The sequence below is a fragment of the Bacillus cereus group sp. N14 genome (assembly GCF_016483555.1).
Lineage (GTDB): Bacteria > Bacillota > Bacilli > Bacillales > Bacillaceae_G > Bacillus_A > Bacillus_A wiedmannii.
Window position 1 is genome coordinate 1 of sequence record NZ_JAEHBQ010000034.1, and the last position, 14,243, is coordinate 14,243.

Below are 14,243 nucleotides of genomic sequence, written 5' to 3' on the forward strand. Positions count from 1 at the left end.
AATGCATATAGAATGGAGGCTCTTCAGGCAAAAGGTGGAGCTTTAGAGGGGCGTAAGTTTGAACAAATTTGGTCATCCAAACAAGAGAATGCATTTGGAGAAACAGGTGGAACCATCCGTAACCTTTCTATTACATATTTAAAAGAGGTAAAGAATGGTGTATACACGCCAAAAGTTATGCATAATTGGAAAATTACTGGTGTAGATACACATTCTGCAGAGCATAAGGCTGTAGTAGATCTTGTAAATAAAGGGATTTTAGAAATCCCCAAAACAGAAGATGGAAAATATACAAATATAGCGTCTATAAATACTAAAGATTCAATTACAAAAGAAGAGATTGTAGCACTCTCTCAAAAAGCTAATATTAATCCGAATCAGTTTAATCATGGAAAAACAAAAGGTGAATTTTACAAAAAACTTAATAGGGTTATTAAAAAAATATAAGAAAAATGGTTCAGGTGCAAAAAATCTATCAAACTTAGACATACTATTACTCTACAAAGGTTTGTGATCGGTATGGAAATAAAACATTTGTTTAAGTGGAAGCATTATAAGCCTGACATTATTTTGTTAACAGGGAGATGGTACAGTATAAGTTATATGAAACGTATGGAAATATAGAGAATCATCGATAAAAAAATTCCCCGTATCTGTTTAATGATCCGGGGAATTTTTTATTTGAATTATCATTGGTTAATTTCATACTGTGTATTTTTATAATCTATCATATAAAATACAGGTTTTTAATCACATTTTATAACACTGTTGGAATATGTGCGAATTGTCATCGGAAGCTGCATATTTTAAATCTACATGAAGATGTTGCAAAATTAGAGAAAAAGCTGGCGCGATATAAGTAAGAAGACGAGATATAGAGAGTATATGTACTAAATAAGATGTGAAAGAAGTGACGATTCATGAAGAAAAAAGTATCGGTTGTTGGAGCGGTCATTTTTAATGAGAAGAATGAAATACTATGTGCATTACGTTCTCCTGCAATGTCATTACCGAACTATTGGGAATTTCCAGGTGGAAAAATTAATGAAGGGGAAATGCCGCAAGATGCATTGATACGTGAGATCAAAGAAGAACTAGGATGTTTAATTACTGTTGGTGAAAAAATAGAAGAAGTGGATCATGAGTATGAGAATATTATAGTTCATCTTGCTACTTATAAGGCATACATAGAGTCCGGTATACCTAAAGCGCTTGAGCATGCCGAGTTGATATGGGTTCATTTTAATAATTTATTGGAGTTAAAGTGGGCCCCGGCGGATCTTCCAACCGTAGGAGTTTTATGTTTGAAGTTTAAAAATTAAGGTCTGAAATAAGAAATAATGAGACAGATTTTTATAAGTTATAAACTGTTTTAAAAGTAGTTGTATGACTCCGGTGGCTCGGGCTCATGATCTCTACCCTGTCAAGGGAACTTCCCAGTGGACTGTAGAGATTTGGGATCAGTAAAACTTATATGTATCAAGGCTCTCAAGTTATTATCCTCATAGAGAACCACTTCAGTTAGAGTTTCTTACGGAAAATACTAAAGGAGTTATATTCATTGATCAAGTACGTTTTGCTACGACCTCCACAGTTTTAACTTTTGAGTTAACGTTCTCAGGTGAAGCAGTCGTGCCTGTGCCACTCCAGGTGGAAACGATAGTTGACAACATCAGGTGGTATTAATAGGGAAAACTTGGGAATAAATAGAATAACTATTTATGAAAACTAAGAGGAGGAATATAAAATGTTTAAGTGGTTTAAGAAGTGGGTTAACGGGCACGATAATCTAGATCAGGCTGCTATTGAGTTTTATATCGGTGACGATAGAGTCGTTCTCATAGGTGCTGATGCAATGAACTTTGTAGCTAACTTTAATAAGAAATACCAAACTCTATATGTTGAAAATAAATTAACTGGAACGAATATACGATTTAGGGTGTCTCATGTGGGTACCTACAAGAGAACAACTTATAAAGTAGCAATTGGGAGGTAGGAAAATAATGGATATTATGGAGATAGTAATGAACAAGTGATTTGCTGGCTCGGTCGCCTTGTTAGTTGTAACTATAGGGAGTTGGTTCTTCCTGTGGAGCGATGTACCTAAAAAGAAGTGAGGCATCCAGCTCAGGGGGAACGATAAAGTTTTACTCGATTGGTTACAACTACAGAGGTAGGACTGTTAAAGAATCCTACTAACTAGCAAAACCCCACCTCGATGGACTCACTTTTCAGCAATAATCATACAGACTCATATCTATATAGCCTCTTTCCTCAGCAAACAAAAAAGGAGTAGCCGACTAGTTAGCTGTCTCCTCACGTTCTTTAATTGCTCTGTACAATGTAGCTCTGCTTATTTGTGTGACCTCAGCGATCTTGTTCATAGTCATCTTGTTAGGTTCTCTATTGTCGTACAGCTCAAGAGCGTGTACCAAGCTAGCATTCTTTGAAGGGTTCTGTTGCAAAGTTTTTAAAACTAAGCTAAACTTTTGCAAAACAGATTGAGGAGAATCATAAGTGGGATATTTTAAAGGAAAGCAATTTAAACAAGATATTATTTTGGTAGCCGTTGGCTACTATTGTCGTTTTTCTTTAAGCTATCGTGATGTCTCTGAAATTTTGAAAGAACGTGGTATTTCAGTTCATCCAACAACTATTATGCGCTGGGTTCATGAATATGGCCACCTGATTTATCAAATTTGGAAGAAGAAAAATAAAAGAGTACAACTATCTTGGAAATTGGATGGGACCTATATAAAAGTCAAAGGAGAATGGCGTTACCTGTATCGTGCAATTGATAAAGAAGGGTACACATTGGATATTCAACTTCGTAAAAAACGGGATCATCAGGCTGCATATGCCTTTATGAAAAGGTTAGTGAAAAAGTTTGGAGAACCAACGGTTCTAACAACAGACAAAGCGCCGGCATTACTTTGTGCATTCAAAAAATTAAAGGAACAAGGCTTTTATAAACATACAACTCATTGTACAATCAAGCATTTGAATAATCTTATAGAACAGGACCATAGACATGTAAAACGCCGCTTTGCCAAATCTGCAGGATTTCAAAGTCTTCGCTATGCTTCGCGCACCTTGAAAGGAATCGAAACGATTCATGCTATATATAAACGAAAACGAAGTTTGCAGCCAAACTTCGTTTTTTCAACGTACAATGAATTACAGCAATTACTCGCAATTGCATAAGATTCAGCTGTACTCACCCTAACTTTCTATCTATTAAAAAACTTCGCAACAGAACCGTTCAAGGTAATTTGTATTTAATTTGTGACAACTTTTATAAATTAATTTTAACTATCTTATGAATTAGGACAAATTATTATAAGTCATGGTTATTACTTAACATTTTGTTTTACTTGATCTTTTAATTCATTAAGGGTCTTACCGCTAATATTGTCAGTAATAGTTTCATGTATTTCATTTTTCAATACAATTGTTTTTCCTGCAATTTGTGCCTTGGAAGACATCTTACTTTCATTAATAGTTTCTATGTTTGTTTGAAGGTCAGCTTTGTTATTTTCATCAAAAGTAATTGCGAATGGTTCAATTGCTCCATAGTAGTTTCCAAATAATTGATCCTTCTTCAAAAACATCATATATTTTTTATTAACTTTAGGTTCGATATATAAAGGATCCTTATTTTGAACCTCTTTAGTATTTATCTTAGTAGCCTTTTTTGTAACTGTGCCATCTGGTGCAACAACTGCATTAGAATCTTCAAGCTTAACTGTTTCAGCAAAACGATGATTGATTTTTATTTGTTTATTTTCATTCACACCTTTAATTGTTTCGGAAATATTGAAATTATATAGATGTCCTTCAACATAGTTTTCTTTGTCCTCTTCCGATGGATTACGTGGATTACGTGCCATATTCCACTTAGAGTCAAGACCTCCATATTCACCAATTACAACTAGATCGGCTTCATTAATCATTTGATTTAAATCACTTGTAGCAGGGAAATCTTTACTGAGAATGACAGTTTCAGCATTCTTATCTTCGCCAGCAACATTGGAGAAGTGACTATTATATGCTGAATATCCTCCGAAACCAATCACTGCAGCTAAGGGAATTGCAATTACTAAATTTTTTGCTTTTTTATTTAACATTAAGAAATCATCTCCTTTTTCTGTTAATAGATTGCATTCACACCATTTTTATCGTCAGTTTGAGGGACATGCATAGTAGTACGATTACGATTGCTGTTCATAATTGAAGTGCCACTGTTGTGACCTATTCCTATTGCATGACCAAACTCATGTACTCCTGTACTTTTAGCAACATTAGATTTTGTAATATTTGTATTCCCTGCATTAATATCACCAGCGAATTTCGTTACTTTTTTAGTGGATGTATTATAAGTTGTGTTCATTCTTCCGTAATAAGTAGAGGAACTTTCAAACCAAGAGTTTAATTTGTTCACAGAAGAAGAAGAGACTGTAAAGTTAATACGAGAAGCAGTGTACCAGGCTGAATCTGCAGCTTGCCAACCGGATTTAATGATACTGGAGCCATCGTCTAATCTGTCTCCCCACTTATATGTCGCTGATTTTGAAGGTAGCTTCCATCCTTCTTTTACATAAGCTTCTGAAACTCCAACGCTGGAAAAGACAAGCACACTACCTAATAAAAATGCAGTAATCCCTTTTCTAAAATTCATATTATCCCTCCAAAGATTATTTTTAACAAGAGAATTATAGCATCATTATCTTGTTTTGAATTAATATTTTTTAAAAATTCGGAATATTTATATTGAGAAAATGGTATAAAATATCTTTTAAGGAGACGTTATTATAATGTATAAACATAAAGTAATAAAATGGAGTCTATGTTTATTAATATTTACTTTTTTAATTATTATTGGTAAAACAATTTGGTCAAATACAGACATAGCAGAAGTGTCTAATGTTTCATCGAATTCTGAAACTATAGTATTAAGTAAGACATTCAAAACTACAAATCATTTAAGTGAAATGGTAGAAGAAGCAGATGTAATTGTACTAGGTAAATATGACGGTTTACACTCTAAATGGAATATGGCAAACAATTCATCATATGAGATTCAAGATGAAGATGTCGAAGGCCATCTGTTTAATTTTCATGTTAAAGAAATTTTAAAAGGGGACTCTGTAGAGAATAAAATTTTAATAAATCATAGATACTCAGAAAGCCTCGTATTAGAGGAAAGTAATGAAGTTATTGATGACAATGGAATAATTCTGAAAGGTGCTACGAAAGTGTTTACAAAAAAAGTGAAAAACAAAGATCCATTGTATATAAAACCTAAATCTGGTGACACATATATAGTTTTTTTAAAAGAGAATAGTAAACTTGGACATTTTTATCCAGCTTTAGAACCTTTTATGATTCAGTTTGATTTAAGGGATATTGCACAACTAAAAAGCAATTTAATAGATTGGGATAAAAATAAATATAAATATAAATTTGAGGTAAAGGTTAATGAGAAAACTTTTTATATTGAAAATGAAATAGATTCAACCATCAAAGATAATATTAGTGGAAAAACATTAAAAGAAATTAAGAATTTTGTAAAGAAAACTTCAAAAATGAAATAACATTATGACATACTATATTTCTATATACAATTGAGGATATGATTCTAACACCTTTCTGGTGTATTTAAATGAGGAAAATATAAAGGTTTATAAATCTGTGTAGTTATAGCATTTTAAATAATGATATAAGATTTATACCTACAAGAACTTTGAATTTTCTGTTTACAGCATTAGGTCTTAATCCTATCACTAAAAGCGGACTAAGTCCTGAAAGGGGATGCTCCTAGCAAAAAAATCTATAATTTTAAAATGCTTTAAGCGTCAAGAAGGTTTAATTTAATTATGTAGTAGTGCAGCTTAAAAGATTGGGTAATGGTTATGATATAATAAAATTCAAATATAATAAGGGGGGATAAATTAAATGATTTTTCAAAGCATGATTACAGCTATTATAGAAAAATTACAAGAGACTGTGAATCCCTATTGGATAATTGTATTTGGATCCACAGCAGAGAACAGAGAACGGGAAGATAGTGATATTGATATAGCTTATTTAAGTGACATAAAATTAGGGAATTATGAACGTTTTTTATTAGCACAGGAGTTAGCTAACATTGTTCATAGAGATGTTGATTTAGTTGATTTATCCGAAGCTTCTACAGTTTTTCAAGCTCAGATTATACATACAGGAAAGACAATATTTTGTTCTGATGAAGAACGGAAAATCATTTTTGAAATGAAAACTTTAAAAATGTATACAAAATTGAATGAGGAACGCAAGATAGTGTTCGATGATATAAAGAAAAGAGGTTCTATATATGAAGAATGAGGTTATTTTAAATAAAATTTCTACAATAGAGCGCTGTATAAAAAGAATCCAAGATGTATATGGAAATGAACCTAAAAATTTGGAGGATTACACAAAGCAAGATTCAATAATATTGAATATACAAAGAGCTTGTGAAGCGAGTATTGATTTAGCAATGCATATTGTTGCTGGGAAAAAATTAGGACTACCCCAATCTAGTCGAGAGGCTTTTGATTTATTGGTTACAGCAGGATTACTTAGCGCAGAGCTAGCAAATAAGTTAAAGGCGATGGTGGGATTTCGAAATATTGCTGTTCATGATTATCAAAGTGTAAATTTAGATATTGTTCGTCAAATTATTGAAAAACATTTAACTGATTTTAAACTATTTACGAAAGAAGTTATGGGGATATTGGAATTTTAAATGAAAGAACAGAATAATAGAGCTAAGAAAGTGAGCAATCCTGAGAGCCACGAATTAGCTATTGATAGTAATGTTAAGAAAACGCCATATACAATTTTATACCTTACAATTTCAAAACCAAAAAGCAATGAAACTTATATGTAGAATAAAAAAGGGACCTATTTAGTAGGTCTCCTTTTTTATCTCGGAAGATATTAAATAAAAACCAGTCTCCATTCTTCACAGATAAAAACACTAAAACAATATGGTTTTAAAATATTAATAAAGTTCATTAAGGGTGGTTTTTGCTCATCCCCTCGAAAAGGGGGAATAAGAAAAAAGCAAGCTTCCCTTTTAAGAAGATTTGCTTTTTTCTAAGCTATATTCATATTCTTTGACTCTTCTACATTTGCTATGGTAAGCGCTTTTATAAATACAACATATTTATTGATTAACAAAAATATAAAACCCTTTTTCCCATCGATCTTTGAGCCATTGCAATTCTTCTTTCATATTGGGAACGTATTCGTTTGTTCGTTCCATCAATTTATAGGTTTCCACTAGTTCCAAACATCGACTTGGACTAGTAAGAGAATGTATAAAGAGCATATCACGTTTTGTTACCGATCCAAAAGAGATCCCTTCACGGCTCACCGATAATAACTCTTGAATTTCCTCTTGATTCATATTTGTTTTCTTTAGGTAATTATTCATATCGATGAATGTAGTTTAGCTCCATTTCATATTGTCATAATCATTTTCTTGTAGGAGCATTTCACGATAGGACTCCATATCATGTATGAGGAAGTTACGAATCGCGTCTATAGAAAATTGCATGTACCAAACTTCCTTTACTGTATAGGGTATGTGTGAGTTTTGAGGTTCCTTTAAAAAAAGTATTTTCCTAATATGTAGGGAAATACTTTTTTACTTTACCATATATTTAAGTTCTTAGCTGATTTTAAAACCTGGTAATTTTGAAGGGAGAATCTTCATCGCTTCTCCTGTTTTTGGATTATGACCGTTACGCTCTGCAAGTTCCTGGACTTCGGATGTCCTCAAAAACCAAGTAACTGTACTTTTTCTCCTTGTTGTAAACATTTTGCGATTTGGTACAATCCTATTTGTATCGCTGAAAAAGCATCTTTTGAGTTAAGTTTGTTTCTTGTTTAATGAGTTCCATTTTTTCATTCTTCATACATATATATTCAACAAGATTTCAGTAATCATTATAACGTGTTTGCTATATATAAAACTAGTTTCTTGCATTAGCATATTTATACTAGAGAAAGTTATGCTGTCTCCAAAAAAATCAGAGAATGATTTATATCTGATGTACTGACAGGCGTGTTGTTTTTTGGGTATATCTTCAATGTTCTTAATATAGCTACTTTACTTGTTTTATTAATAATTAGTATTTTGAAATTCAAGGATGATATTAATGTATATTTGCGTAAGTGAATAGTTTTCTGTTGAGTTTATAATAGGTGAAAAAAACGATCAATAGTTGGGGTACGGAAAGGATTCGAATTTACATTCTTTCTCAATACATATTATGGATAAATAAAGTAAAATATGGGTTGGGGTTATGTCTCATGTTGTGTTAATCCTAACAATAACTAAGGGTACATAATATGCTTTCATACCTTTGAATAATTTTGTTGTAGAAGGGATGGAGATTTAACTGGCTCAAATTGTTGGTATTAATAGATACCTTTGTACTGGGGCTTTAATCTATATGCGTGAGGGCCTTTCCCTAAGTCTTGTCAGGAAGTAAGGAACAGTATGCAAACACTTATACAATATGAATAGAGGAGAGGAATGCCATATGAAAATACGTAGTCAAATTACATGTGCAAGACTGGCCCTTTTAATAGCTGGAAGTTCCCTGTTATATACAACACCAACCTCAATTGTAAAAGCAGAGCCCACTCAAAATGTATCTAGTTCGTTACAAACAAATACTCAACGAGATCATACTTCCGTCAAGCAAGCAATGCGGGATACATTGCACCTTGGATACCCGGGGATACTTGCTAAAACTTCTGAGGGTGGAAAAACGTGGGGGTATGCCGCTGGAATAGCGGATCTGAGAACCAAGAAACCAATGAAAACAGATTTTCGCTTTCGCATTGGGAGTGTGACGAAGACGTTCACCGCAACAGTTGTACTTCAATTAGTTGGAGAGAATCGCCTGAAGCTAGACGACTACATCGAAAAATGGTTACCTGGTGTCATTCAAGGAAATGGATATGATGGTAACAAGATTACTATCCGGCACATATTGAACCATACAAGTGGTATCGCTGAATACTCAAGGTCAAAAGACGCTGATTTTACGGATACAAAAAAATCGTATACGGCTGAAGAGTTAGTGAAGATGGGGGTTTCTCTGCCCCCAGACTTTGCTCCAGGAAAGGGCTGGTCTTATTCAAACACAGGATACGTATTACTGGGTATCCTTATTGAAAAAGTAACTGGAAACAGCTATGCGGAAGAGGTTGAAAATCGAATTATTGAACCTCTTGAATTGTCGAATACATTCCTACCAGGCAACTCAAGTGTTATTCCAGGCACTAACCATGCCCGTGGATATGTCCAACCAGACGGAGCAAGTGAGCTAAAAGACGTTACTTATTATAACCCAAGTGCAGGTAGCTCTGCTGGAGATATGATTTCTACTGCTGACGACTTAAACAAATTCTTCTCTTACTTGCTCGGTGGCAAATTACTGAAAGAACAGCAACTAAAACAAATGCTTACTACAGTTCCTACAGGAAAAGAAGGAATCGATGGATATGGTCTTGGAATCTATGAAACTAAGCTTCCAAGCGGTGTCTCGATATGGGGACACTCAGGTGGCATTCTAGGGTTTACAACTCTAGTTGGAGGTAAACTTGGAGGCAAGCATACGTTGGTCGTCAATTGGAATAGTTTGGGTAGAACTGGCAGTCCTAATCCTTTTAAAAATATTTTACTTGCTGAATTTAGCAAGTAGGAAAAAAGGAAAAATTTATCATAGTTTTCATAGTTGAAAATATACTTTTCTGGTTCAAAAGCCCCAACTTATTTTCAAGAAAAATTTGGGGCTTTTTTTGTTTTGGTGGCGTTTATTCTCCTTAAGTTGATGGATGTGGAGTAGCACCACATTACTATCAAGCTAAGGTTTTAATATATCTCCTAAATGAAAATTTTCTTTTTCTACAGGTAGTTACTTTGAGAAGGTAGCTTATTTTTTCGTTTTGAGGGTGTTTATTTTTCTTAAGCTAATGGATATGAAGTATCCGCCCTAAGTTAAATAAATTTTGACTTAACAACAAGTGATTTTAACAACGTTAGGAGTGTTCCATGTTGCACAATGTCATTTGTGTTGTATTGCAAGAAGAAAAATTACATTAGAAAAGAGCCAGAATTCATCCTGTTAAGGCTAAATCGACTCTTAATATTTAAAAGGATGGAAAAAAGAAACACAGAAGTAAAAAACCTCTGTGTTTCTTTTTGATTAATATATTTACTGAACTTTCCGGTACAGATGCTCCTTCTATCCTATTATAAAAGCGATTTTGAAAGTAAGTAATTTGTAAGAAATGGGTAAGAAAAAAGAAATTTTCATTGTGTATGATAAAAATATAAAGAGTCGTGAAAGGCGAACAGATATGACTTATATATGAAAAACAGACCAGTAACAAGACTGTTTCAAGGAAAAGAAGTAATTTATGTGGTTAACATATATGTGGAAAAAGAGGGAGTTACCCAGGACAGAATGGCGTTTGTAAAAATAATAATTATGAAGATGATTACGAATTCAATGTTGACTTTTTTTCATTGGTGGAGATGGTAGCTGTGTGGTTAATACGAAATAGCAAGAAACCACCTATACAATATGAATAGAGGAGAGAAATGCCCTATGAAAACACGTAGTCAAATTACATGTGCAAGTCTTGCCCTTTTAATAGCTGGAAGTTCCCTGTTATACACAACGCCAACTTTAATTGTAAAAGCAGAACCTACTCAAAGTGTATCTAGTTCGGTACAAACAAATACTCAACGAGATCGTAATTCTGTCAAGCAAGCAGTGCGGGATACATTGCAACTTGGATTCCCAGGGATACTTGCTAAAACTTCTGAGGGTGGAAAAACACGGAGTTATGCCGCTGGGGTAGCGAATCTGAGCAGCAAGAAACCCATGAAAACAGATTTTCGCTTTCGCATTGGTAGCGTGACGAAGACGTTCACGGCAACAGTTGTACTTCAATTAGCCGAAGAGAACCGCTTGAATCTAGACGACTCTATTGAAAAATGGTTGCCTGGTGTCATTCAAGGGAACGGGTATGATGATAAACAGATTACTATCCGGCAATTATTGAACCACACAAGTGGTATCGCTGAATACACAAGGTCAAAAAGTTTTGATCTTATGGATACTAAAAAATCGTATAGGGCTGAAGAATTAGTAAAGATGGGGATTTCGATGCCCCCAGATTTTGCTCCAGGAAAGAGCTGGTCTTATTCAAATACAGGATACGTATTACTTGGGATCCTTATTGAAACAGTAACCGGGAACAGCTATGCGGAAGAGATTGAAAATCGAATTATTGAACCGCTTGAATTATCGAATACATTCTTACCTGGCAATTCAAGCGTGATTCCAGGAACCAAGCATGCCCGTGGATATATCCAACTAGACGGAGCAAGTGAGCCAAAAGATGTTACTTATTATAACCCCAGTATGGGGGGCTCGGCTGGAGATATGATTTCTACTGCTGATGATTTAAACAAATTCTTCTCTTACTTACTTGGGGGTAAATTACTAAAAGAACAGCAACTAAAACAGATGCTTACAACAGTTCCAACAGGAGAAGCTGCACTTGGCAGATATGGTCTTGGAATCTATGAAACTAAGCTTCCAAACGGTGTCTCAATATGGGGACACGGAGGTAGCATTCCAGGGTTTGTTACTTTTGCTGGAGGCACACTTGGAGGCAAGCATACATTAGCTGTCAATTTGAACAGCCTTAATGCTGAGAGTCCTGATCCTTTTAAAAATATTTTACTTGCTGAATTTAGCAAGTAGGCCAAAAGGAAGAACGGATAAATTTTATCATATTTTCATAGTTAAACAAATAAATGATGAAATTGATTACTTATCTAAGGAGGCAATTCCCTCATGAAAAATAAACTAACTGGTGTATTAGCCGCTACATTAGCGCTAACTATGATTCTACCAACAGGGGCGAAAGCATTTTCTGACGGTAAGACTACAGTTGTATCTAACGCAGAAGTAGCTAGCCAAGAACTGAAGAAGATTGCAGCAGAAAAGGCTGCGCTACTCACGAAGTCCCATGGGACGACTAGCGTGCAGTATGCGCTAATTGATAATGGCAAGCTTACTTTGTCGGGGCAGGCTGGAAAGAACGATATCGAAGGGGAACAGCCGCTAACCAAAGATACTCTATACGGGATTGGTTCAGTCAGTAAAATGTATGCAACAGCGGCTGTAATGAAATTGGTCGACGAAGGAAAAGTCGATTTGGATGCTCCTGTGGTCAACTATGTTCCTGATTTTAAGATGAAAGATGGGCGGTACAAACGCATTACCCCGCGTATGTTGTTGAATCACTCCTCCGGCTTGCAAGGTTCCACGTTAAGTAATGCATTTTTATTTAACGATAATGATACCTATTCCCATGATTTCTTGTTGCAGCAATTGTCCAACCAGAGCCTGAAAGCAGACCCTGGCGCGTTCTCGGTATACTGCAACGATGGCTTTACGCTGGCCGAAATTTTGGTGGAAAGAGTCAGCGGTATGAGCTTTACCGAATTTCTACATCAACGGTTTACAGAACCCTTAAAGATGAATCATACAAAAACGCCACAGGACAAATGGAGAGACGAAAAGCGGGCTGGACTTTATTTTCCGGCGTACCAAGGGCAGCTTCCAATTGAATCGGTGAATGTGATTGGTACGGGAGGGGTCTCTTCCACAGCAGAAGATATGGTACGATTCTCACAATTATTTATGGGACAGGGAAAAGGGATCCTCTCTGATAAGGTAGTCAAGGCGATGGAGCAAGAGGAATATAAAAAAGGAATGTGGCCGGGGGATGGAGATAATAGTTTTAACTATGGTCTTGGCTGGGATAGCGTGAAACTATACCCATTCAGTGAATATGGGATAAAAGGCTTGGCTAAGGGCGGCGACACGGCACTGCAACATGCTATACTGGTCGTGCTACCAGAACAGAAAATAGCAGCGGCTGTGTTGTCATCCGGTGGACGAAGCTCTACAAATCAACTGCTGGTAACAGAATTGCTGCTCGCCGTGCTTAAAGAGAAGGGTACAATTAAGAACATCAAGCCGAACAAATCTTTTGGCAAGCCGGTCAAGGTCAAGATGCCTCAAGACGTGGCAAAGAAAGCGGGCTTTTATGGCAATAGCGAAACTCATTTCAAAATTGAAATTACGAAGAATGGAGAACTGTTCTTACCATCTAATCGAGAAGAAAAATATGTATATACTGCGGATGGAAGCTTTATTAATGAGAAGGGAACTTCTAAGCTCAACTTTGTCACCGAGAAGAATGGAAGAACTTATTTGAGGGAGAGCACATATAAATCGACACCAGAATTATGGCAAAGTGCGATGACTCACTATTTAGCCGAGAAACTAGAAGACAATGTGCTATCAAAGAAAACCGCTGCCGTATGGGCGAAGCGGGAAGGTGTCAAGTTCTATCTCGTGAATGAGAAATTTAGTTCTATTGAATATCTCGTACAACCGAAACTTATTACCACACAAATTACCCGTAAGGAAGGCCTGGCGGGCTATTGGGAGGGCAGAAAAATTACAGGTCCGAACACCGCGACGCATCAGCTCCAGATCCCCGTGATGAATGGCCGTGATACGACGGAAACGCATTTCTATACAGAAGGCGGCAATGAATATATGGAAATGGCCGGGTTGTTATACGTAAGTGGAACCAACGTAAAACCACTTGATGCTAGCCAATCAACCAAAGTTACGCTGCAAGCAAATGGGCATGCGAAATGGTTTACGATCCCGCAAGCGGCAGCAGGAAAAATGATGACCGTGACATTGCCATCGAAGGGTGCGTTCGCGGTGTATGATGAGAATGGAGTATGTGTCAACTTTACCATCGTGAGCGGCAATAACAAAGTAAAACTGCCGAAGAATGGAACGGTTGTAATTGCTGGGGCACCGAACTCAGAATTTGCAATTACGTTGAACTAGCTACAATTCTAGATGGGCTTCAACAAAACCAGTACGACATAGGAACGGTGTTTTGCTGGTTTTGTTTGTATTTACGTATTATCTTTAAGAAGAGAATTTCAACGAATAATATCACGCTCAAACTCTGCAAAAACAGCTATCGTACTAATTCAGGGCAATCATCATTTGCTCCATTAATCTTCTTGATGTAAATACGTTCGCAGCCGGTATTATGATGTACAAGCCCTATACGATACAGGAATTATC

General features: G+C 35.7%; 12 protein-coding genes and 2 pseudogenes. 10 read left to right on the forward strand and 4 right to left on the reverse strand.

Annotated features, from left to right (window positions below):
* The 4 genes and pseudogenes from JDS82_RS27415 to JDS82_RS27430 all read left to right on the forward strand — a co-directional run.
* Positions 1-447: pseudogene (locus JDS82_RS27415) on the forward strand (bifunctional metallophosphatase/5'-nucleotidase); the annotation flags it as partial.
* 473 nt (positions 448-920) lie between these two features.
* Positions 921-1,322, forward strand: coding sequence for a (deoxy)nucleoside triphosphate pyrophosphohydrolase (locus JDS82_RS27420; RefSeq protein ID WP_098323691.1), 402 nt, complete (start codon positions 921-923; stop codon positions 1,320-1,322).
* Between the two features lie 425 nt (positions 1,323-1,747).
* Positions 1,748-1,996: a hypothetical protein gene (locus JDS82_RS27425; protein WP_000477563.1), complete on the forward strand. Its 249-nt coding sequence runs from the start codon at positions 1,748-1,750 to the stop codon at positions 1,994-1,996.
* A gap of 521 nt (positions 1,997-2,517) precedes the next feature.
* Positions 2,518-3,204 carry an IS6 family transposase gene (locus JDS82_RS27430; protein WP_098323520.1) on the forward strand — a complete coding sequence of 229 codons (687 nt, stop codon included), beginning with the start codon at positions 2,518-2,520 and terminating at the stop codon, positions 3,202-3,204.
* Between the two features lie 149 nt (positions 3,205-3,353).
* Here JDS82_RS27430 and JDS82_RS27435 read toward each other — a convergent pair whose 3' ends face one another.
* Entirely contained in the window at positions 3,354-4,127 is a 774-nt protein-coding gene (locus tag JDS82_RS27435; protein ID WP_199714243.1) for a cardiolipin synthase, read from the reverse strand.
* A gap of 23 nt (positions 4,128-4,150) precedes the next feature.
* A complete protein-coding gene (locus JDS82_RS27440; RefSeq protein ID WP_001011320.1) occupies positions 4,151-4,678 on the reverse strand; it encodes a matrixin family metalloprotease in 528 nt (175 codons plus the stop codon).
* Between the two features lie 136 nt (positions 4,679-4,814).
* Between JDS82_RS27440 and JDS82_RS27445 the strand changes: the two genes are divergently transcribed.
* The 3 genes from JDS82_RS27445 to hepT all read left to right on the forward strand — a co-directional run bounded on the left by JDS82_RS27445 (position 4,815) and on the right by hepT (position 6,766).
* The gene (locus JDS82_RS27445) at positions 4,815-5,594 is read left to right on the forward strand and encodes a hypothetical protein (RefSeq protein WP_199714244.1); all 780 of its coding nucleotides are present in this window, start codon (positions 4,815-4,817) and stop codon (positions 5,592-5,594) included.
* A 361-nt stretch (positions 5,595-5,955) separates the two neighbouring features.
* Positions 5,956-6,363 carry a type VII toxin-antitoxin system MntA family adenylyltransferase antitoxin gene (gene mntA, locus JDS82_RS27450; protein WP_199714245.1) on the forward strand — a complete coding sequence of 136 codons (408 nt, stop codon included), beginning with the start codon at positions 5,956-5,958 and terminating at the stop codon, positions 6,361-6,363.
* Positions 6,353-6,766 (forward strand): type VII toxin-antitoxin system HepT family RNase toxin, encoded by a 414-nt coding sequence (gene hepT / locus JDS82_RS27455; RefSeq protein ID WP_098323516.1) that lies wholly within the window; start codon positions 6,353-6,355, stop codon positions 6,764-6,766. Before mntA ends, hepT begins: the two co-directional genes overlap by 11 nt.
* A gap of 423 nt (positions 6,767-7,189) precedes the next feature.
* Here hepT and JDS82_RS27460 read toward each other — a convergent pair.
* Positions 7,190-7,582, reverse strand: a pseudogene (locus tag JDS82_RS27460) (hypothetical protein).
* Positions 7,583-7,696: 114 nt separating this feature from the next.
* Positions 7,697-7,846 (reverse strand): HU family DNA-binding protein, encoded by a 150-nt coding sequence (locus JDS82_RS27465; RefSeq protein WP_002060360.1) that lies wholly within the window; start codon positions 7,844-7,846, stop codon positions 7,697-7,699.
* A 727-nt stretch (positions 7,847-8,573) separates the two neighbouring features.
* Between JDS82_RS27465 and JDS82_RS27470 the strand changes: the two genes are divergently transcribed.
* From JDS82_RS27470 to JDS82_RS27480, 3 genes are all read left to right on the forward strand, one after another.
* Entirely contained in the window at positions 8,574-9,743 is a 1,170-nt protein-coding gene (locus JDS82_RS27470) for a serine hydrolase domain-containing protein (protein WP_199714246.1), read from the forward strand.
* A gap of 909 nt (positions 9,744-10,652) precedes the next feature.
* On the forward strand, positions 10,653-11,819 hold the full coding sequence (locus JDS82_RS27475; protein ID WP_199714247.1) for a serine hydrolase domain-containing protein: 1,167 nt from the start codon (positions 10,653-10,655) through the stop codon (positions 11,817-11,819).
* Positions 11,820-11,912: 93 nt separating this feature from the next.
* Entirely contained in the window at positions 11,913-13,997 is a 2,085-nt protein-coding gene (locus tag JDS82_RS27480; protein WP_199714248.1) for a serine hydrolase domain-containing protein, read from the forward strand.
* The last annotated feature ends 246 nt before the right edge of the window (positions 13,998-14,243 follow it).